Here is a 21,029-nt window from a genome sequence, read left to right on the forward strand (position 1 = left end):
TGTGTGATTGAAAAATTCTGCAGCAGCGCCCGCGGGCGCTGGCTGACGGCTTCTGTCTAGAGTGCTTGGCTACCCGGCGTGACGGTAACGACCACGCAGCTTGCGCCGCTCGGGATCATCAGCGCCTGCCCCTGACCACCGCCGAGCTGATAGACCGGAACGCCCGACAAATTGGCTGCGCCAACGCTCCCCGCCGGCAGGTCTTTCACGACCTGCTCACAGGGTTTCTGAAACGGGGCAATCCGCACGAAATGGCCTTCGCAGCCGTTCGCGACGGGCGCGGCGAAGACCAGTCCCGCGGCCTGTCCCTTCAGATCGGGCAGATTATAGGTCATCCCGACCGCCCCTTGGATGGGATGCGCATCGGGCGCTTGCTTGTTCGTCTCGGTGCGAACCGCATAGTTGGCGCCCTGCGACACCAGATCGCCCAGCACCGAATAAAGGCGGGCGCACTTCTGTGCCCCGAGTTTCCCTGCCTGTTCGGCGAATACTCGCGTGCCCGGTGACAGTGTGTCGGGTGCCGTCCGAGCCGACGGGGTCGCAGTGGGCGCCGCCGATGCGGGCGCGCTCGCTACACAGGCGATCATCGGACCCGCGACGAGAATATGCAACCTCTTCCGCGCCGAAAGCGTCCGGCTTCCCGTCCGCTTATTATAGATCCCTGCCTCATAGCTCATGTGACGACCCCCTATTTTTATTGAAATACCAAGCTATTTACATAGTTGTAAAAAAAGTCTAACTTACATATTTGTAAATTAGTGAATCACTATATTTCATATGGATAGGGATATGTAATGACATTGGGGTCGTCAAATATATTTTTGAAAAAAGATACTTAACATATAATTAAAATATAATTACACAGATACAGATTTCCTATTCTTGAGCTAGAAGCGATCAAGAGCTATATCGCCTTTATTTAAAGGCTCGAAAAAATCTGAATGTTTATCTAAAATATAGTTACGTCATAACTTGAGCCTTATTATTCTATCGATTGAAGCTGTACGGCGCGATACCTTACCAGTTCCGTATCTGACGCCCTTGTCCTGACACGCGTCATCGCAACGCATCCGCACGCCGTGCGTCCAAATTTCAAAAAAAATGCGGCCGATAAAATGCGGACGAGGAGGTCGCGCCAGATATTCTCGCGATCTCATCCGCCCCGCTACCAATATCATGGTGATGATATAGTGACACATTGGATCGAGCGTGAAAAGTCACTTTGTTATCGTTTCCAATATGTTGTCAGATACGGCAACCGGCGCTTCCGGTCTCGACCGATGGTGGCGGGTGGCGAGTGTCGGACGCGGCCTAAGGGGTGACGTTCCATGAGTATCCAGCCCAGTTGGTGCGAAATCTATCGGTGTCGGCCGCAAACCGTCGGCATTGTAATGCGCGTAGAGCGCGGAGGCGGCGACTTTGCCAACCTCGCGTTCGCGAGCAGTCGATCGCGTTGCCATAGGCTCGGCTGACGCGATCGCTGCGATAGTCGTGGTATGCGGCCTGAAGCGTCCATTCAGGGGGCCGTCCGCTTTCCGGCTTCGCAGTCAGCTCGCTTGCCCGGAAACTCGATTTATACGTCATTGTTCATCCCCCTCTAAGACGGGCAATGAAAAAGCCGCCAGGACGGCCGCCACGCGGGCGCATCCTGACGGCTTCATTGCCTGTTGGAGTGCGGCGAAAGACTCCCCACCTGCCGCGCGGACCGGCCCCGTCGTTGGAGCCGTAGCCGCTTTATCCTGCTCCGGCATCCTTGCCGAGTGCGTTCAAACTGCCTGATTCGCCCTATCCGCGCAAGGCGTAACTGTCGAAAAAGCGGTCACTTACCAGAAGGCGACGGTCCTGTACCGACCCGGCGCATAAGTTCGCGGCGGGAAATTTACACGCGAATCTCTATGTGAACCTGTGGATCGGGCCATCACCGAGATTGCTATGCCCCTACGCCCGCTTTTTCCCGGTCTGCCGCCGGAAGCCGATAGGCGGGCGCGGTCGGCGACAAGGTGACCGCGCACGACCGCAGGACGATATTGCCGCCGGACATTTTTCATCGCTTCGAGAACGATGCGTTCTGGCTCGACAGGCAGGCCAATATCCGCGGATTCCGAGTGGTTTAGGCATAGCGCACGCGTCTATGTTTTGGTCTTGGCACTTGATGGTGCGCTCTCGATATCGCTCTCGACAGGCATTGTTGAACGATCGCAATCGTGCACAACTCACTATGCACGACACCATTAACCTGACCTTCAATGGCAGGAAATCCGTTGAAGCGATGTTCTCCCGAAGAGCGAGCCCTGACGCGAGCAAGTTAATCGAGTTGAAATCGAGCGACACTTTCGAGCACGGCACGCTCAAGCGGCGTAGTGAACCAGAGTCCCCCACACAGTTCGCGTGACCACCGGACGAGTGCACACCGCGGATGGTCTTCGCCGGGGAGAATAATATTGAGAATGCTGCCGGGATTCAGTGAAGTTTCGCAGTGGAACCCCGCGCCGGCCTGCGAAATATCGACAAGGTCGATCGGCCGGGCTCCACTGGGTAAGGCCAGAATCGCCTTCGCGCTTACTTGCAGGCGAAGGGCGCGATAGCCTTCGGCCCGCTGTTCCGCCGCGAGCGCGGCGAGGGTCGCTGCCACGTCGATCTTCCTCGAAAAAACGACGCCGCAGCGGCCCTTGTCTGACCACACAATTCTTCCGCTGATTGTAATGCTGTCGGAGAGATCGATTTCCACGTCTTCGCCACCGTTTAGCGCGACATTGGCGACCAGCATCATCCCTTTGTCCGAGATATTTCGAACGAGCCACAGGCCGGCATCGCTGGCGCGCCGCACGCGGGCGATCCGGCATACCGAGCGATAGCGATCCGATGCGCGGCGATCGGCCATCGCAAGGATATTTTTGTCCTCGACAGCTGGACGCTCCGAAAACTTATCATCCTTCTGGGGCATGGAGCCCTCCTCATCCCAACTGCGGGCTCGATCGAATGAGGAGCCGCGCATTATCGCCGGAGCCAGACGATCTTGCCTGGTTCCTATTAGCCTCTGTGCCCCAACACGCGCGGCTATGAAGTGGTCCGAACAATGGCGCTACACCACGTTTACGCTACGGCAAGCAGGCAATCAGCAAGATATTCTTCGAGTGATACAAGGACGAATATGTTGCGCCCGATGGGGCTGTGTATCCGGTCCAGCCGGGTAATCACGTATCATTCGCAAACAGGACTGAAGAACAGGCAAGACTTCGTGCATCGTCGTGCGTCAGCGGGCGACTGAGCAGATTGCCTTGCCCATTGGAACAACGAAGCCGAAGAAGCAGCTCTCGCTGCGCCTCGGTCTCGATATGCTCGGCGATACAAGGCGTATCGAGCGCCGCGCATAGCTGAAGCACGCCTTCCAGTAGCTGCCGGCTTGCCGCACAATCGACAACTGACGCGACCAGCGATCCATCGAGCTTGATGGCGTCGAAGCGGAGTTCGCGCAAATAGGCGACCGATGCGTAGCCCGCCCCGAAATCGTCAAGCACGATCCGGGCGCCCGCGGCCTTCAAGAGTCGGAGATTGGCACGGACCGTGTCGAAGTCGACGAGCAGCGTAGTTTCGGTAACTTCGATACTGAGCCGACCCGCATCCATCCCCGATCGCGAAAGCGCTGCGATCAGATGGGTAGCCGAACCGGGCGAACAAAGCTGGACGGCGCTCAGATTGACGGACAGCCGGACAGTTTCGGGCCAGTCACGGGCGGCAACCATGGCCTTGACGATCAATGCATCGTTCATTTCGTCGATAAGATGAAGCTGTTCGGCGATCGGAACAAACTCCGCGGGTGACACCGCTCCCAGATTCGGGTGTTCCCACCGGGCGAGAGCTTCGAACGCCTCCAACTTCATATCGGACAGCCGAAAAATCGGCTGGTAGACTAGATAAATATCGTTGCGGGCGGCGGGCTCTTTGAGTGCGTTGGCGATATCCGATTTCCGCTTCCGCGCCTCTTCGTCGCCAGGGTGAAACAGGGCAAATTCGCCCCGACCGCGCCGCTTGGCAGAGTGAAGCGCGATATCGGCCTGCATCATTGCTACCGACGCCTCCGAAGCGCCCGGACGAAGTAGCGCAACGCCGCAACCCGCGCTGAGCCGGAACGGGCGCTCGCCTTCAAGAAATGGCTCGGCGAACATTGCGGCAATTTCGGTCGCGATGTGATCGGGCGGATATTCGTCCACACCGCCCAATAAGAGCCCGAATTCATCGCTACCGAGACGCGCCACGAACTCTGTCCTGCCTCCAAGTTGCAGAAGGCGGTCGCTCACCTGTTTTAGCAGCGCGTCGCCTACTTCATGGCCAAACACATCGTTGATGGGCTTGAAATCGTCGATGTCGATGATTGCAATGGCGCCCGAAGTTGAACCGGAGCCCGCGGTTGTTGCAACCGCCCAGCCATTGCTTGCGTCGATGAAGGCGCGCCGATTTGGAAGTCCAGTGAGTTGGTCGGTGTAAGCTATACTATGGACGCGCGCCGCTTCGGCAAGTGCGCGCTGTTCAGCCTCGATAGCTCGCGTTCGTTCCAGGCCAATCTCCCACCGCGTACGCACAAGTTCGACAAAGCCGCGCTCGTTCCCATCCAGCAACCGCAACACCATCAAGATCACCAGGCCCAGGCAAATCCCGACCCCCATCAAGGCGGGTTCGCCCTTGGCCATCAGCCAAATGGCCAGGGGAAGCGCGAGAAAAAGGAGAGGCATGCGGGCAGCATTGGGAAAACTGCTCAATCCGAACGCCGAGCCGAGGCTAGTGAGGCTGCAAAAGAGGATAGCGAAATTGAGCTCCGGAGTTGTGACGTTCTCGAAAACAACCACGCCCCATCCGACACTCAACAGTGCCGCGATCAGGGGCATCGGCCGCAGGCGACGCAGAATTATATCGGGCGATAGCGCTTCGCGCTCGCGCTCCGTCCAATAGATGGCGCGTCCGGCCATGACGAGGATCGGCAATCCGGCGGGCCAGATCGATGATTGCCAGTCCCGCCCGGAAGCGAAATGAAACGCCGCGAAATTGGCCAGCGCGATGGCGTAAATGAGGGGTATCTGGGTCCCCAGGCTTGCGTAGCGAGCTTCCAGCAGCGCTCTGCCGCTTGCCGTAGCCGCCTCTCCCGCTCCGAAATATTGTTTCAAGAATAGCGAGGATTTTGACAGCATGGAACTTGCCTATGCCGCAAGTCTTAACGAAAACTTTTCACGTAACTCCAAGGATTAGATCAGTCCCAAAACGAGTCACCGCCGGTACCCCGCCGGATAGTTTGCGCACGTCGCCGGATGGTAGGAATATGTCGGCAGCTTAATCGGTATTAGCGGCCTAGGGCCGTAAATATCACCGATTTTTGGGCCACTTAAAGGGGGCAGATCAGGAAGCGGTGCTATCGTCGGACGGTCCGCTGGGACAATTGCGGCGGGCGTTGTCTACGCTAGCCGCAGGCGAACTGGACACGCCTCTCATATCGATGGAGAAATTAGACGGCCACGTCTGCGTGGCAAGGCGCGCAGTCAGGGGCCAGTACATGGCGGCATTGCCCGCGAACTCGTCAGGCCGGCGGATTTCTACACGCATGAGGGAATGAGGTCCTGTCGACGTACTGGTTGTGCAATTAGCCGCAGCAATCTTGTATAAGATCGGCCGGCTGCATTGATTTCGATGGGTCAAGTCAGTCGGCCGCCCAGGCGACAAGTTCTCACCATCACTTTGTATCGACGCCAATATCGATGGTGCAGCGAACGGGCTTCTCCCGCTTCGCGGCCCTCTGTTCGCACGCGGCGATCGTCTCCTTGTTCTCGTGCCGCATCACAGCGGCGGCGGTTATCGCCCGCCACGCCTCCGGGCTGCCCACCTGCATCATGCGGCTCCCGGCTTCCCATAGGCTCGGCTCGCCAACCGTACGACGCGCGATGCGCTCGGGCCAGTGCCAGCTCTCCGGAACGGCACGTGCGACCATGCCGGGCAGAAACGACCAAAGAAGGCACCCGGCGAGGATGCCGCCCCCGATACCCCATTGAATATACTCGCGTTGGCCTTGCCTCGTGCGCGCATGGCCGATGATCTGGTGCAGCGCCTGCACGGCGTCGCGCCGGTCCTGTTGTACGCGCCTGATACTGGCGTCGTCATCCTCGCGCGCCCTGTGCGCGGCCGCCGCGATGCGGCTTCCCATCGTTTCCGGCGTCACTCCAAGCGCCGGTGCCTCCTCGATCTTCTCCAGTCGTTGCAAGATGTCGGCGAGCCGGGCGTTCGTCTTTTCTAGCGTCGGATTATAGTCCGGGATCTCGACCTCGAACCGCTCGGCGGCCATATGCTCGACCGCGCGGACCATGAGCGCGATGCGTCCGTCGAGTCCCGCCACCCGGTCGTCGAGCCGCGCGAACGCTTCCGCCGCGGTTTCCGCATGGGGTTCCGGCCCCGGTGCGTTCGTCGGCAATCGTTGTTCGTCCATCTATATTCTCCTGCTAATGGCCGATGCCCATGCCGCGCCCAAGGTCGCGGACCTGATCGAAGGGGATGGAGTTCGCGAGATCGCGCGACAGGCTGCGCCTCATGTCGCGGCTGATCTCGAGACCAAGTTCGCGGCTGCGCCCGCAGAGCACCGATTCAAGCTGGGCGTCGCGTTCGAGACTTTTCGCCATCCCCGCCATGCTCTGCGCGACCCGCTTCGCGCCGCGTAGATCGCCGTCGCGCACCAGCACTTCGCGCTGCCGCTGCAACTGCTGCCAACCCTCGACGAAGCGGTCGGCGCGCTGGAATGGATCGATGCGGACCTCGGCTTCCTTGCTCATCGCCTTTAGCGCAGCCTGACCGCGTCCCTCTGCCGCCTCGCGGACAAGCTCCGGCTGGCGCTCGAAAGCCGCGCCAAGATCTGTGGTGGCGTGGGGCCGGATCGTATCGAGCGCATCTTTCGCCCGGTCGAGCGCCGCGCGCTGGTGCGGCATCGCTTCGAGACCCTGCGCACGGGTTTGCTGCACAGCGTCGAGCGCCTTGGCGTAGCGCTCGACCGCTGCACGAACGCCACCGGCGGGAATGGATTGCTGGTCGCGGGCGAACTGGTCACTCCGATCCGGCTCGTGCGACCGGGCCATTGGCCGGAAATCCGCGAAGATCGAGCGCTCGCGTTCGGGTGCTACCACTTCGCGTTCCGGCTTGCTGATCGCAAGGCGCAGACCATCGAACATGCCGCGCGCCTTCTCGGGGACGGCCTTGACGATTTCCGCGACACGCTCGCCAAACGTGATGCCGCGTTGCTCGGCAAAGGACCGGGCGGGATCGGCCTTGGCGTAATCCTGCGCCATATCCTTGGCGCGCTCGCGAGAGAGCACGCGGACAAGTTTGCCCTGGTCCTTGAAGTCGTCGCGGCCATAGTGGAGCGCCACGCCGTCGCGATGGCGCGACATCGCGACATAAGCGCCGTGACGGTCCATGCCCGGCGTCGCCAGCACATGCGTCCGGTCCACCGTCATGCCCTGCGCCTTGTGAATCGTGGCGGCATAGCCATGATCGACGTCGCGATAGTCTTTGGTGTCGAACGCGATCGACCGGCCATCATCGGTGCGGACGGTCATGCTGTGCTGGGTCACCCGGTCGATGGTGCCCAGCGTGCCGTTCTTCACCTCAAGACTGCGCTCATTCTTGAGGAACATGATACGGTCGCCGGTTGCAAAATCCCGATCGCCGCGCTCGACCTTGAGCCGCACATCGTCGCCAAGATCGCCGCTGGCACGCATCGCTTCGCGCGCCGCTTCGTTCAGCTCTCGCACTTCGGCATTGGTGTGGGTCAGGATGATCCGGCTGGCGTCGGGATTTGCTTGCCGCTCGCGATCCCAGCGTTCGACAAGGTCGCTGCGTGCCACCTCGCGCGTGCCGGCCGCGTGGATCATATCGCGGTCGGCATAGGCGACGATCGCTTCGCCGGTCCGTCCGGTCGCAAGGTGCCGGGTCGCGTCCTGCTGCCAACCATCATGCTGGCGGCGCACCTCGGTGATCTCGACGCCGCCATGCCGCTCGTGGAGTGAACGTGCCGCCGCACCCGCTTCGATCGCCTGCAACTGCTCGGGGTCGAAGACCATCGCCACCTTCGCGCCCGCCGCTTCGGCATGGGACAGGAGGCGTTCCATCTGGCGCGTGCCGACCATGCCGGCCTCGTCGATGACGAGCACGTCGCGCGAAGTAAGCATGTCGCGCCCCTGCGACCAGCCATGCTCCATGCTGGCAAGAGTGCGCGAAGCGATGCCCGAGCCGTTCTCCAGGCCCTCGGCCGCGATGCCTGACAGCGCCACACCGCGCACCTCATAGCCTCCGCGCTCCCACGCCTCGCGCGCCACGCCCAGCATCGCGCTCTTGCCGGTGCCCGCATAGCCAACGACGAGGCTCAAATCCCGCTCGCCCGTCACATGATCGAACGCCGCGCGCTGCTCACCCGACAACTCCATTCCGCGCTCCGCCGCGCGGGCCAGCGCCGTTTCCCGGTCCGCCTCGCTGACGCGATGCCGCTCGCGCTCCGCCATGACTTCGGCGGCGCGTTGCAACCGCTGCTCGGTCTCGATCATCTCGCGGCTGGTGAACCGGTCCTCGCCGCGTCCGTCCTTACCGAGCGCGACCAGGTCGGGCGATGCTTTGACCGCTGACATCACGGCATCAAATTGATCCTTCCCGTCGCTATGACGATGCACGAACATTGCTATATCGCGCTGCGTGAACGTCGCCTGGTGATGGGTGATCGCATCGAGCGCGACGCGGGGTTCCGCGATGATGCGGTCGCCGTTGCGCTGCGCTACCGCGCGGTGATCTTCGATCCGTTCGACTTCAAGGCCGCGGTCCCCCATGCGCGATGCGGCAGGACCGATCTTGTTTTGCGGTTCGAGCGCAATCCCCTGCGCTTCCAGACTGCGGTGATCAATGCGCGCGTCGATGTCGAGTTCGGCGAGCCGCTGGTTGACATGATCGGCCCAACGCTCGCGCCACTGTTCCACCAACTCCGTTCGGTTCCAGTCGCGGACCTTCGCGCCGAGCCCTTCTGCGTCCACCTCGCGCATAGTCAGCATGACATGGGCATGCGGCTTCGCCATGCCGTCGGCGCCGATGTCCCAATGGACATTGAGGTCGGCGATCATGCCGGCATCGACAAACTCGGCCTGTGCAAAATCGCGCGCCAGCTCAATGCCCTGCTGCTGGTTCATCTCGCGCGGAATGGCGAACTCGACCTCACGGCTAAGCTGCGCGTCCTTGCGCTTCTCGAACGCCTCGACTTCGTTCCAGAGCGTTGCGCGATCGGAGAGGCGTTCGGGTGCGCCGTCGGGCAGCAGTACTTCGCTGTGCACGACGCCCGATTTGTTCGTGAAGTCATGATCGCGGTCGAGCCGTTCGTCGTGCAGCCGGTCGGCGGAGCGATAGGCGGCAGCGGCTAAGGCGCTCCGTCCGGCAGCGCGGCTGATGACTTTGACCGAGAGATGATAGATCGCCATGGCGACCATCCATCTACACTTCAAAAGCCACGTCGGCACGACGTATAAGCGCGCCCTCACACGGAAAAATCCGCGGAGGGACTAGGCGGTGCCAGACTGTCCCGACGACCTTGCTGCGCATCGGGAGGCGCGTCTTTATGATGGGCGCATCACCCCATCATGGAGATGCGACATGCGCAAACCCCGCGATATCGATTCGGAACTGAAGGCGCTCGAAGCCAAGGCGAAGACCCTCAAGGAACGCCGCGTTCGCCAACTCGGCGAACTCGTCATTGCCACTGGCGCCGATGCACTCGATGCCGAGATGCTGACCGGTGCGTTGCTCGGCGCGGTAACGACGAAGGACGGACAAACGAAGGAGGGCTGGCGCAAGGCGGGCGCGAGTTTCTTTCTGCGCACGGTACGCCGGTCTGCGTCGGGCTCTGCATGTAGCGCGGGCGACGCTCCGCCGCACGACGGCGGCGCGGCATCGGCTTGAGGCGAAGAAGGCACGAACCGACATGCGCGAATGGCAAATCAAACGGCGCGAACGCACGCGTCACCTGATCGAGCTCGGCGGACTTGTCATGAAGTCAGGGCTCGTCGAACTAACCGACGATGATCGCGCGATGCTCTACGGCTCCTTCCTCTGGATGGCCGATAAGCTACGGAGTGATCAGGGCGAACAAGCATCGGTGCTTTGGAAACGGAGAGGGAAACGGGCATTCGAGGATTTGTAGCTGCGTTGACCTCGAGCAAATCACCCGAGTCAACGGGCCGCTCCATGTTTAGAGCATGCTCCCGACCGACGCTTGACTGGTAGAGTTTTCCGGTGAAGTTGACGGGTTTAAAATATGTGCAGGCGGGCAACGCGATGTCGGACATTGATGCAGAGGACGAGCAGCATAACCGCCTGCTAACGGTGTTGAGTCATGCCGTTTCGCACGTTTCGAACGAGGCCATAATACTCGCTCAATTCGAGGCGATCCAAGACGAGCCATTTCCCCACCTCTGGGCGCGAAACGATGACGGGCAGTTTTCAATGCGCATGGACCGGGTGGCAGAGCACCTTGGCGGACCGCTGGACATCTATGTTGTGCGCGACGGCCATCAGGCGCCGCCGGCCGACAACTACCCGCCTGCGGCGCTTCAAGAGGCGACCGACGTCTTTGCGCGAGCCCGGAAATCAGTGCTGCGAGCGTTGATGTTCAGCGCGGGATTCCAAGTGTTAAGCGAGAACCCAGACCTGACGGACATGTCCGACGAGCCTGCCGTGGCCCAAGCTTTGGTGAGTCAGGCCCAATCGGCTTTCTGGGAGCACGCTGAGGCGGCGTACATCCGGCTCTATTCCTTTTGGGATCGGGTGGGGCAGGTTCTGGACTTCGCGTTCTTTAACATCAGGAAGTTCGATCAAAACGGCTTCAACTCGGTGATGGACCGCATCCATGTCAATGCCGTGCCGATGGATGCCCGATTAAAGGCGAGCGGAAGCTGGAAGCGGCTTCGAACATTCCAGTGCTCCGAAAAGGAGGACGGGCTGAAGTGGCTGCTTCAGCGGCGCAATCTCGTCGTTCATAGCCTGCATCTTCATCCGGTGGAGGCCGTGCAGGAGGACGTTTTCAAGTCCCAGTTCAATCACCTCGATGTCGCGCATCGAGAGAAGCTGCGTCCTCGTACTCCGCGTGACGAGATGGATTTGCTCGCCGGACAGCTCAATAGGGCGGCCGAGTTGTTTTCCGATTTCCTTGCTATCATCGAACTCACCCCCTCGCGAAAGCCCGAAAGATTTGTCGATTGATGGACCGCGGCGGCGCCACGAATACCGGACTTTGCAAGTCGGGATGGCTACCAGTAGTTCGCGCCGTATTGTCGGCGAAAGCTGATCACCGCCTCATTCGCCTTTGTCGTGTCTGAACGAATTGAAGTGTGAGGCGGTGCCTGATACTTTTCGCGTCGGGGGTGAGAATGGTCCTGTTTACGAAATATAAGGCGATCGGGGCTCTCGCGCTGGCAGTTGGCCTTGCCGCCGTGCCGGTCATGGCCGAGCACAAGCCGGATACATTGCTCGCCAGCCTGAAAGAATGGCTATGGTTGATCTACCCAACCATGGTGCTTCTCTCGCTGTACGCTGCCGCGACATTTGGATACTTCCTTGGCAAGCGCGAGCGGCTACCATCGCAAGCTATCACCGCCCCTGCTCCTGAGCAGGCTGCCGATCCCAAAGGCCGGACCCTCAACGACCTCATTTATGCGACTCGGACGATTACGAACACTCTGCTTGAGGACGGCGAGTTGCGGCACGGAACAATCGAGGCGCAACTGCCGCAGTTGGAACGTCAGCATCGCGCCTGGCACGATTACATGCGCCACCAGGCGCGCGACAATTTCCTTTCAGTGGTCCGCCGGGCAATGCAGGCCCGGCAGCTGAAGGTTTCCTGGATGGCCGGGCCTGGGCCACATTACGGCGACTTCTCCGTCGAACAAAAAGATGGCTTCCACGCGGAACTGAAGGAGCGGCGGGATAACCTCGTGATGGTGCTACAAACTCTCCAGATTATGGAGGGCGTGGGCGGTGGTGGCCCGGAGCTGATAGCGGACGACGACCCCAAGCCGACATAACCATATGCTCGCTCATGCTCGACCGAGTTGGCAGCCGACAATCGATTTGGGCGCAGGCGGCCAGGCGATCGGCGGCGCGGTCAACGTCTTCGACCGCCGCATCCCGCGCGGCACTCCCGAAGCGCCGATGCCGAACCTGCCTCGGCGCTTTGGAGCCGTAAGAGCAAGCGGGCGTTCGCCCCAGACGCGTTGCCCGATGATGACTGTCGTGTCATACGCGCGCCATGACGCGGGAACCGACAAACATCGTTCTTCGAGCGGTCGAACGCGCGCCACGATGGATTCGGCGCGACCTCGATGCGAAAGATCCGGTCGCGCGCATCCGTGCAGAAGAATTGCTCGCGGCTATGATCGCCGATGCGCTCGATCAGCAGGCTGACGCCGAGGTTTGACTGCTATTTCGCGCGGCGCGTGATGGTTTTCTTGCGCCCGCCGCCGCGGCCCTTGGTGCCGAGGCCGATTTGTTTCGCAAGCTCGCGGCGTTTCTCGGTATAGTTGGGCGCGACCATTGGATAATCCTTCGGCAGGTTCCACTTGGCGCGATAATCTTCGGGCGTCATGTCGTAATGCGTCATCAAATGACGGCGTAGCATCTTGAGCTTCTTACCGTCTTCGAGGCAGACGATGTAATCGGGTTTAACCGACGCGCGGATCGATACCGCCGGCTCCTGCTTGACCTCGGGCTCGGTCTTTTCGCCAAGTCCCGCAAGCGCATTATGCACCGTCTTGATGATGAGTGGCAGGTCTGACACCGCGACGCTGTTGTTACCGACATGCGCCGCAACGATGTCGGCGGTCAGTGTTATCAAGGCTTCCTGATCTTCCATTACAATCTCCATCGGCGCGACCTTATTGTTATTGCCAGCGACATGCACGCATGCAGTCGTCACTTCAAGAGCATCGCGCCGCGGCGGCCCTGCGGCACCGCGCCAAGGCACGCATCATATGATACTCGACGGCCTTGTCACCGATGCCAAGCCTCTCGCCGATTTCCCGGTAGGACATGCCTCGCAGCCGGTGCATCAGGAAGATGCGCCGCGTCCTGCGCGGCATGGCGCGAAGCGCCCGCCGAAAGATGCGCCGCAATTCCGCTGCCTCGATCCTCCATTCCTGTTCAGGTTGCACGGGCGCGTCGCGCCCTTCGTCAAGGGGACAGAGGGTGCTTTGCTTCCGCTGCCAATGACGCGCGCGCTCGATCAGCAGATTGTGCGCAGTCCGGGTCAGATAGGCTTGGGGATTTTCGACCCTTTCAAACGCCCCGCAGCGGAGCATTCGCGTGAATGCCTCCTGCACCAGATCGGGCGCCGCGTCGCGGCCAGCCCTCTTTCTGAAATAGTGAAAGAGCCGTTCATTCTGGGAGCGATAGAATGCGTCAAACGACGCGACCGAGCCGGGAAACATCATGGCCGTGGCCCCTGACGTTCGCGCGCGCCCAACGGCGCATCGCGCGATGCGCGATAGAGGGTGATGCCCGCTTCGATCCGATCGAGGATGAAGGTGTCGCGCTCGGCTTTCGCGATGCGGATGTCGGACTTGGAATAGATTGCCAGATCGACCGCGCAGCGATTGCCGAACTCGCTGCGAACGACATCGCGGGCGCGACGCCAGCAGCGTTCGTCGGTAAACAGCGGATGATTGACGACGAACCAAAGTTCGTAATCGGAAAAATCGATCGTATGCTTGTCTTCGTACCAATTTCTGCGCGCATAAGGGCCGATCAGGATGATGCGCTTGATGATGCCCGGTTCGGGCGCCTGCACCTGATCGGGATCGAAGAAGCATCGCAGGATGCGCGTGATCCGTTCGATCTCGCTCTGCTTGCGGCGGATGAGATGACCGACGCGCGCCATCACGACTTCGCGCGCGTAAACGTCGTTCGTTGGGGTGGTCATGGTAAGCTCGCACACTGGCGGTCCGCGCGTCGGCGCGCGGATGTGCAAGCGGTGTCCGCTGTGTGGCGCCGATCTATCGGCCTACAGCAACTGCCCGACCGTGATGGCCGAACCTACATGATGCCTGGCAGGGTTATCCTCGGGATGGCCGCCAGTCACTCCATCCCGTGACGGCGATTATGCCAGAATCGGGGAGTCTCGACAAGTTGTGCTGCGACCACGCACGCGGCCCAAAGACCGCCTGTTCGGAATCGGCAGGCATCGATCATCGACGTCGCGAAGCGCCTTGCCTGAAAGCCGCCATGATGGGACACTCAGCATCCCACGTTTTGTGGGCGAATTTTGGAAGAGCGAACAAGTGATAGAAGGAAGTTGCCTGTGCGGTGCCGTTGCATATGAATGCGGTGATCTGCTGACTCCGATTGGCTTGTGCCATTGCCGCACCTGCCAGAAAGCCCATGCAAGCGGCGCCGTTGCGACGGCGCGAGTTGCCCGGTTTGATTTTCAGTGGAAAACCGGTGCCGATCTAGTGGCGGGATTCATGAGCACGCCGGGGAAAACTCGCTGGTTCTGCCCAAAATGCGGAACACATCTCATGGCAGAATGGTCGGATCAGGATCAGGTGATACTGCGCGTTGGCGCAGTCGACACCAAGCTAAGCGAGCGTCCCAAAGTGCATATATGGATGAGCCATTCAAACCATAGCTTGGAAGCCGCTACCGGGACGCCCGAATTTGCGGAAGGTATTCCCGCGCCTCTCGACGATTGAGTTTCAACTATCCGCGCGCGGCTTCACTAAGTTCGGCGATCTTGTCGGTGCAGACTTGATGGACGACCCGGCCCAGTTCCTCGACACGTTCGCCGAGCCAGGTCAGTTCCTCCTCGCTGATCTTGTAATGCTTGGAATAGCGCGCCTTGGTGTAGGCTTCCTTTAGCTTCTGGAACGTCGCACGCTCGCGGCGATTGGTCTCGGGCCAGATGCCATAAAGCCGCCGGTCGAGCCCTTCGGCGAGCGAGCGCAGGAAGGCGATATTGTGATTGTAGGGCGTGTAGAAAGTCAGCGTTAGCAGGACGCAGGAGTAAAGGCGCTCTGTTGCCTGATGCAGATCGAAGACCGCGTCCTTCAAATATCCCTTCTGAAGATAGAATTGCGCCCCTTCATATCGTTTCATCGCCGAAGGGAAACCGTCCTCGAAATACTCTTTGGCCGTTCCCAGCGCCTGTTTTGGTGTCTTCGGCTTTGGCGTAGCCAGTTCGCGATCATCGGCCTCGTAAAGCGCGATGCCGTCCTTGGCGACTTCCATGAAGAAGACGCGGCCATGAGCGAGGCCATCGTTCACTTCATGCAGCGAATGGACGATAAAATTGACAGGCGTGCGAAGCGTCTTCTCGATCGTGTAGGCGCGGATCAGCCGTTCCTCGGCCTTCGCCCAATACGCGGCGCGGTCGGTCAGCTCTTTCTGGCTGACGATGACGAGAATATCATAGTCGGATTTATACTGGTTCGCCGACATCGGCGCATCGACCCAATCGCCGCGCGCGTGACTCCCGAATAGGATGATCTTCAAAATGCGAGCGCCCTTGCGGCGCCCGGTTGCATTTTCCGTCGCTTGGCCGAACTCGTCGAAAATGATTTCGACGATGCGCTCAAGCTCGCGCTGCTTCGCGGCAGGAAGATGATCGATGTCGGTACGCATGTGCCCGAGAATCTTCGGGAAGTTCCTGCGCTTTGGCAAGGACAGAATGCCCGGCGCTTTCGCGCCGGGCAAAAATTTGGAGGAACGGGCGAAGTCGTTCCTCCAGTGCTGCTTGCGGACGGCGATCAGGCTGCTTCGCGCATCGCCGGTTCCTCCTCGATTTCGGCGGGGGCGAAAAACGCCGCCATGCGCCCGCTCCGTTCGACGCAGCCGATGCCGCCGCGCTCGGTATAGCCGGACGGCGGGAAGGCGAACCATTTGGGAAGCCAGTTTTCGACCTTGGCGCGGCCATTGCTGCCAGTGAGGCAATCGACGAGAATGCCCCGCTGCACCTTGGCGGTCGCTCCCGCGTTGGCTTCTGCCACATCGGCACCCGCAACCTCGGCAACAACGGCGGTGAGCAACTGCTTGTCGCGGATCAGGTCGGGCAACACGGCCGTGTCCTGCCAACAAGCCCGCATGTCGGTTCCGAGCAACTGGCCCAGCATATCGACCTCGGCACTGCCAACGGCAAGCGCCTCGCCCATCATGATGGGAAGGATGCTCATCACCGCCTCATCTGACAGCGCAGCCAAGCGAACAAACAGTCCAGCGATACCCTGCTCGCCGTCGTAGCCACCGACCACGGTGGGCGTTTCGGGATCGAAACGGAGCAGATCGATCACCACATGGCGCGCCTTATCGAACGCCACTTCGCTCTCCGACAACTCGACGCTCTCGGCGATGGCATCGCTCGCGGCGCGCTGCCGTTCGACATCGACGCGCCATAGCGGTGATCCGACGATGGCATGGGCAACCATCATGCGCAGCGCCACGCCCGGTTCGGACAGCAACGACGCGCGCACGGCGGCGTGGCGGTGCAGATCGATATAGTTGCCGAGCGCCGCGCTGACCTCAAGACGCACCGGCTTGGGAGTGTCGGAACCCGTTTCTCCTTTGGCGCGCTGCCGTGCTTCTTTCATGGTGATATAGCCCTCGTGAAAACCGACCTCGCCGCGATGGCTGACCGACACGAAGACGTTGCCGTCCTTCTTCTTCGGGCAGCGTTCGTACTCCCACGAATTGAAGTATGCGCCGCGCTCCATGACCACGACCTCGGACCAACCCGTCTCGCGATAGAAGCTTGCCTGTTTCTCGACCTCGGCCATCTGCGCCGTCCAGAAGGTATCGGCACAGGCAAAATAGCTGTCCTCTCCGAACAGGTCGGAGATGATCTCGCCGGCGTAGTTTGCGACATCGAACATCGCGACCTTGGCCGCAATCGCGCTGCCGCCGAACAGCCATGCCTTCAATTGGGTGCCGATCGGGGCGTGCTTCTCGGGACAATCGACGAGCGCCAGCCAGTCGCGCTGCTGTGCCTTCGATGCCAGCGTCAGGTGGCGCATGGTGACGACATCGATCTTCTCGGCCCGGTAGAAATTGCGGATGCGGGGCAAAAGATTGCCGATGGCCAGCGTCCGCTTCACCTGCAACGACGTGAGTCCGAAGGTCAAACCGATGTCCTCGACGCTCCGCCCTTCGCGGACAAGGCGCGTGAAGGATTCGCAGCGGTTGATCTCGTCGGGATCGAGACGGGCGATATTCTCGATCAGCGAGGCTTCGAGCGCCGCAGCATCATCCCCGGCTTCCATCACCGCACAGGGCAGCGGGTCGATGTCGCCGCACTCTTCGGCGATAGTCAGCGCCGCATGATAACGCCGCTTGCCCGCAACGATCTCGTAACCGCCGTCCTCTGCCCCCGGCCTGACGATCAACGGCACGAGAATGCCGCGCGCCCGAACGGACGGCAGGATATTGGTGAGGTCCGGCTTCTTCGTGATCCCGCGCATGTTGACGGGCGAAACCGACAGGTGTGCGATGTCGATATGCTTGAGTTCCATGACTTGTCTCCTGTGCTCTTCCAAACCACCGCAGCCCCGGCTGAGCGGGGTGGGCGGCGAGAGCGACCGGAGAGGTTCGCCATGAAGGCAGGGCGCACCCGAAGGGTCGGAACGAATGTGGAGAACCCCGAAGGGGTTGCGCGCTGCCGGGCGGGCCTCAGAGGAGAGCGACGACCACTCCGCACGGCCGGAGGCCACCGCCATCGCGCGAACGCGCGATGACCTTCAGAGCCGGAGCCTGGCTCCGGCCCTTACGTCAGCGATTGTTACGGCGACGCCGACGAGACGGCGCGCAGCGGTGGCTCGGTGGAGCGAAGCGGAATAGAGCGCGGCCGCCGAAGGCGGGGCGCCACTCCAGCTTCGTACCATGAGGCGGAATATCGCCCGAAGCTAGGCGATTGCTGTTGGTTGGGTCGTTCTAGTACAGGTCCGTTTCGTCCTCCCATCGGACCAACGCAAATTGCTCGATCGCATATTCGCTGCGTAGATGATCGCCCCAGGAGAACCAGCGCACGATAGGATCTTCCCCCTCGACGTGGAACGTCGGCGCCACGGTCTTCTCATCACCATAAACGCCGGCGATCAGGTCATTCAGCAGGTGATCCGATCCATCCGGGCGCAGTTTCTCTCCGCGATCGAGGAACCCCGCCGAGACCTTGCCCAGAAAGGTTGCCAGGTCCATCGATCCGTCCGGCAGCGCCTCGGGTGAGTGAAAGCAAAGTTCGGTCCCGCTTTCGGTGAAACTGTATTTATGCGACGCAGTGGTGACTGCGGCGTGCGGCGGCACGGAGATATGTTCTGCGAATACCGGCATTCGATCGAACCGAATCCAGCGTCCGCCATCCTCGATCAGTACCTCATCGAGTTCCCAGGGATAGTGGCGCCAGAAACGCCCCCACCGCGTGAGACCAGACCAATGCAGGTTGAGCCGGTAGGCCGAGCGATCCATGAACAGCGGGCAAACATAGGCTGCGTCGCCTAGCCCGCGATTGAGCAATCGCTCCCGCAAGCGAAACAGGACATTGTGCTGAAAGTCACGATGCGTCTCCCGCTTTTGGCGCAGCGGAAAGTAGAGCGCGCGGGGTGTCGTCGCCAGCCCCGCCTTGCGGCGGTCGGTGATGATTTTCGAGGTGCTGAAATCCGGATAAGCGGCCGGTCGCTTGAACTGCATGTAAAAGACCCGAAACCCGCGGATTCTAGTGTGGAGCCGCGCGTCGGCCCCAAGCCAGCGCTCCTTGCTTCTTGAAAAGGGCTCGATCGAAAAGCGCTGTCTCGGGAAGCTCAGCAGGGTCAGGAAGGATTCCAATGCGAAGCCGACGACATCTTCCGTATAGTTGGCGTCGATCCGCAGGCCTTGTCTCACAGCTTTTCCCCTCGCCAAATTCCCCACGCTTGCATAACTTGCTTCGCGGCATGGTCGACAAATATTCTAACTTCGCCGAGCTGGCGGCGAATGAGACGGCCGAGGTCGACTACAGAATTCGCGCCGAGAACCGAGGCACGCCCGTAGTCATCATCGCCCCGCATGGCGGACGCATCGAACCGGGAACATTGGAGATCGCCGCAACGATCGCGGGTGACGCACTATCATTCTACGCTTTCGAGGCGCTCCGCGCCTCCGGCAAGCGCGGGAGCTTGCACATCACGTCGACAAGATTCGACGAGCCGCAAGCGCTTGCGCTCGTCGGTGCGGCCCAAAAGGCGATCGCTATCCACGGACGCGCCGATAACGGTGACCCGGTGACGGTGGGAGTGGGCGGACGAGATACGGCGCTTCGCGACGCAATCGTGGCCGCATTGACAGCAGCCGGCTTCGACGCAGTTCCCGTCACCCACGGTGGTCTCGCAGGGCGGGACGCAGCGAATATCTGTAACCGAGGCGCGACCGGCGCGGGGGCACAACTTGAGCTGCCTCGGACGCTGCGCATTCAATTGAGCACCAAGCCGATGAGATTAGCGGCGTTTTGCAATGCCGTTCGCAGCGCGGCGGTGGCCGGCGAAGCGAGTCTCGTCTAGGGGCAATGCCGCCCTGCTCGTGGGCGAGTCTATTTGCCGTAGATGCAGGAATATGTGTCGCGGGCAAAGCTGATGATGATCGCGTTATTGCTGCTCAGATCCTGAATGATCTCATCGGGATCGATTACCATGACTTTCGCGAGAAGGCTGCTGACCTGTGGATTTTCCCAGTTCCACGACGGATTGTCGATCATCGATGTAAAGGCGCGGATGCGGCCAAAGTGCCAAGTGAGTTTTGTCACCGCGTCTTGGCATTTTCGGTATTCCTTGAAATTGAACATCTGCCCCTTCACAGCGAGCGACCTCAGTTTGATAACCGGGTGTTCGATCGCTGTCAGCGCGTCGCCCAATCGCTTGCCGTCATCTTCGCCACGCCGCTTTATGTATGCGATCGCCCCGGCAGTGATCTTGTCATTTTCGTCACCCGCGTTCCAACTCTGAACATGACTGGCCATGCCGATCTTTGCGGCACGCAACAGTTCGACTGGCCTTTGCATCTCGATGATGTGTTGGTGCGCCGCATCAATGAGGCCGTCCAAAAACTCGACCTCGCGCTTCGCGCGATCCTGGCGCTGCCAGTTCCGTAGCGCTCGAAAGGCGATGTACGCCGTCGCGACGGTCGCCACGGTTTTGATGACTTCGAGCCAAGGCATCGCGGCGACAATCTCGGCTAGTGCTTGCGTCACTGTTGCTATTACTCCACGTTCCCATTGCGCCCATTTAGTAGTTCGCAGCAGTGTGGCTTAGTCGGTCTTCGCTAGCCAGAGGGTTTCGCGAATCACGCTATCCCGATTGAATCCATATTTAATCGTGCCGCCGGCTGAGCGCCTCGCTCCTTTCGGGACAGTATGGGAAAATTTCTTTCACCGCATTTGACAACATTGGGACGCAATGGAGCGCAACGGAAAGCAACAGGAAACAGGAGCCACACCGGCACTGTTTTTGGCACTCTTGCGCGAGATTATTCCATCGCCAATTCTGATCCTGGGGCGCGCCACCCACACTCAGACGATGGAAGCTCGATCATGCCTAACCTTGACAGGATTATCCGCCTTCAGACCGTTCTTACCCGCACCGGGCTATCCCGCTCAACCATCTATCGCAAGATCGCCGAAGGCACGTTCCCTCCGCAGGTGCGCATCAGTGTTCATGGCGCTGGCTGGCGTGAATCCGCGATCAATCGCTGGATTGCGGACCCGCCCAGTTACCGGGCCGACAACGACAATCGGGAATTGGGTCCGGGGCCGGTATGAAAAAGGACGAGGCACGCGGCTCTCGCCTCGTCACAGCCGCGAACGATAATGACATCGTTTCCGATCCGGTTGTCATCGACGCAGCCCTGATCCGCATCGCGGAGGCGATCGGACGGCACATCGCGCGCGAGCATGTCAATGCCCGAAAAGCCGCCAACGACAATGACGCCGCGCCGAAAAACCCGAACGCGCCAAAGCATTGACCATA

The 21,029-nt window shown here is 60.5% G+C and carries 21 protein-coding genes; 9 read left to right on the top strand and 12 right to left on the bottom strand.

Annotation, left to right across the window (positions count from 1 at the left end):
- Positions 1–56 precede the first annotated feature (56 nt).
- From VJ811_RS01815 to traA, 5 genes are all read right to left on the bottom strand, one after another.
- Positions 57–677 (bottom strand): hypothetical protein, encoded by a 621-nt coding sequence (locus tag VJ811_RS01815; protein WP_324070562.1) that lies wholly within the window; start codon positions 675–677, stop codon positions 57–59.
- A 1,628-nt stretch (positions 678–2,305) separates the two neighbouring features.
- Positions 2,306–2,944, bottom strand: coding sequence for a PilZ domain-containing protein (locus VJ811_RS01820; RefSeq protein WP_324070563.1), 639 nt, complete (start codon positions 2,942–2,944; stop codon positions 2,306–2,308).
- Positions 2,945–3,194: 250 nt separating this feature from the next.
- The gene (locus VJ811_RS01825; RefSeq protein WP_324070564.1) at positions 3,195–5,159 is read right to left on the bottom strand and encodes a putative bifunctional diguanylate cyclase/phosphodiesterase; all 1,965 of its coding nucleotides are present in this window, start codon (positions 5,157–5,159) and stop codon (positions 3,195–3,197) included.
- A 560-nt stretch (positions 5,160–5,719) separates the two neighbouring features.
- Positions 5,720–6,466 carry a DUF6118 family protein gene (locus VJ811_RS01830; RefSeq protein ID WP_324070565.1) on the bottom strand — a complete coding sequence of 249 codons (747 nt, stop codon included), beginning with the start codon at positions 6,464–6,466 and terminating at the stop codon, positions 5,720–5,722.
- A gap of 13 nt (positions 6,467–6,479) precedes the next feature.
- Positions 6,480–9,485 (bottom strand): Ti-type conjugative transfer relaxase TraA, encoded by a 3,006-nt coding sequence (gene traA, locus VJ811_RS01835; protein ID WP_324070567.1) that lies wholly within the window; start codon positions 9,483–9,485, stop codon positions 6,480–6,482.
- A 172-nt stretch (positions 9,486–9,657) separates the two neighbouring features.
- On the opposite strand from traA, the gene VJ811_RS01840 reads away from it, so the two are divergent.
- From VJ811_RS01840 to VJ811_RS01860, 5 genes are all read left to right on the top strand, one after another.
- Entirely contained in the window at positions 9,658–9,963 is a 306-nt protein-coding gene (locus VJ811_RS01840; protein ID WP_324070568.1) for a conjugal transfer protein TraD, read from the top strand.
- A 22-nt stretch (positions 9,964–9,985) separates the two neighbouring features.
- A complete protein-coding gene (locus tag VJ811_RS01845) occupies positions 9,986–10,204 on the top strand; it encodes a conjugal transfer protein TraD (protein WP_324070569.1) in 219 nt (72 codons plus the stop codon).
- A gap of 92 nt (positions 10,205–10,296) precedes the next feature.
- Positions 10,297–11,262, top strand: a complete 966-nt coding sequence (locus tag VJ811_RS01850; protein WP_324070570.1) for a hypothetical protein — start codon at positions 10,297–10,299, stop codon at positions 11,260–11,262.
- A 167-nt stretch (positions 11,263–11,429) separates the two neighbouring features.
- A complete protein-coding gene (locus tag VJ811_RS01855; RefSeq protein WP_324070571.1) occupies positions 11,430–12,083 on the top strand; it encodes a hypothetical protein in 654 nt (217 codons plus the stop codon).
- A 224-nt stretch (positions 12,084–12,307) separates the two neighbouring features.
- Entirely contained in the window at positions 12,308–12,475 is a 168-nt protein-coding gene (locus tag VJ811_RS01860; protein WP_324070572.1) for a hypothetical protein, read from the top strand.
- Between the two features lie 3 nt (positions 12,476–12,478).
- On the opposite strand, the gene VJ811_RS01865 is transcribed toward VJ811_RS01860, so the two are convergent.
- From VJ811_RS01865 to VJ811_RS01875, 3 genes are read right to left on the bottom strand one after another with little or no spacing between them, the layout of a single operon-like run.
- Positions 12,479–12,922, bottom strand: coding sequence for a MucR family transcriptional regulator (locus tag VJ811_RS01865; protein ID WP_324070573.1), 444 nt, complete (start codon positions 12,920–12,922; stop codon positions 12,479–12,481).
- Between the two features lie 52 nt (positions 12,923–12,974).
- Positions 12,975–13,487 carry a sigma-70 family RNA polymerase sigma factor gene (locus VJ811_RS01870; RefSeq protein WP_324070574.1) on the bottom strand — a complete coding sequence of 171 codons (513 nt, stop codon included), beginning with the start codon at positions 13,485–13,487 and terminating at the stop codon, positions 12,975–12,977.
- Positions 13,484–13,975, bottom strand: coding sequence for a hypothetical protein (locus VJ811_RS01875; RefSeq protein WP_324070575.1), 492 nt, complete (start codon positions 13,973–13,975; stop codon positions 13,484–13,486). Before VJ811_RS01875 ends, VJ811_RS01870 begins: the two co-directional genes overlap by 4 nt.
- A gap of 286 nt (positions 13,976–14,261) precedes the next feature.
- Here VJ811_RS01875 and VJ811_RS01880 point away from each other — a divergent pair, with 286 nt between their 5' ends.
- Positions 14,262–14,744, top strand: a complete 483-nt coding sequence (locus VJ811_RS01880; protein WP_324070576.1) for a GFA family protein — start codon at positions 14,262–14,264, stop codon at positions 14,742–14,744.
- 7 nt (positions 14,745–14,751) lie between these two features.
- Here VJ811_RS01880 and VJ811_RS01885 read toward each other — a convergent pair whose 3' ends face one another.
- The 3 genes from VJ811_RS01885 to VJ811_RS01895 form a co-directional block, all read right to left on the bottom strand.
- Positions 14,752–15,672, bottom strand: coding sequence for a nucleotidyltransferase and HEPN domain-containing protein (locus VJ811_RS01885; RefSeq protein WP_324070577.1), 921 nt, complete (start codon positions 15,670–15,672; stop codon positions 14,752–14,754).
- Between the two features lie 125 nt (positions 15,673–15,797).
- Positions 15,798–17,756 (bottom strand): ParB/RepB/Spo0J family partition protein, encoded by a 1,959-nt coding sequence (locus VJ811_RS01890; RefSeq protein WP_324070578.1) that lies wholly within the window; start codon positions 17,754–17,756, stop codon positions 15,798–15,800.
- A 214-nt stretch (positions 17,757–17,970) separates the two neighbouring features.
- The gene (locus tag VJ811_RS01895) at positions 17,971–18,915 is read right to left on the bottom strand and encodes a hypothetical protein (RefSeq protein WP_324070579.1); all 945 of its coding nucleotides are present in this window, start codon (positions 18,913–18,915) and stop codon (positions 17,971–17,973) included.
- A 50-nt stretch (positions 18,916–18,965) separates the two neighbouring features.
- Between VJ811_RS01895 and VJ811_RS01900 the strand changes: the two genes are divergently transcribed.
- Positions 18,966–19,568, top strand: a complete 603-nt coding sequence (locus VJ811_RS01900; RefSeq protein ID WP_324070580.1) for a poly-gamma-glutamate hydrolase family protein — start codon at positions 18,966–18,968, stop codon at positions 19,566–19,568.
- Positions 19,569–19,597: 29 nt separating this feature from the next.
- Here VJ811_RS01900 and VJ811_RS01905 read toward each other — a convergent pair whose 3' ends face one another.
- On the bottom strand, positions 19,598–20,254 hold the full coding sequence (locus VJ811_RS01905) for a hypothetical protein (RefSeq protein WP_324070581.1): 657 nt from the start codon (positions 20,252–20,254) through the stop codon (positions 19,598–19,600).
- Positions 20,255–20,593: 339 nt separating this feature from the next.
- On the opposite strand from VJ811_RS01905, the gene VJ811_RS01910 reads away from it, so the two are divergent.
- Entirely contained in the window at positions 20,594–20,821 is a 228-nt protein-coding gene (locus VJ811_RS01910) for a helix-turn-helix transcriptional regulator (protein WP_324070582.1), read from the top strand.
- The gene (locus tag VJ811_RS01915; protein ID WP_324070583.1) at positions 20,818–21,024 is read left to right on the top strand and encodes a hypothetical protein; all 207 of its coding nucleotides are present in this window, start codon (positions 20,818–20,820) and stop codon (positions 21,022–21,024) included. Before VJ811_RS01910 ends, VJ811_RS01915 begins: the two co-directional genes overlap by 4 nt.
- Positions 21,025–21,029: the final 5 nt, after the last annotated feature.

The sequence above is a fragment of the Sphingopyxis sp. genome, assembly GCF_035250425.1.
Classification (GTDB): domain Bacteria; phylum Pseudomonadota; class Alphaproteobacteria; order Sphingomonadales; family Sphingomonadaceae; genus Sphingopyxis.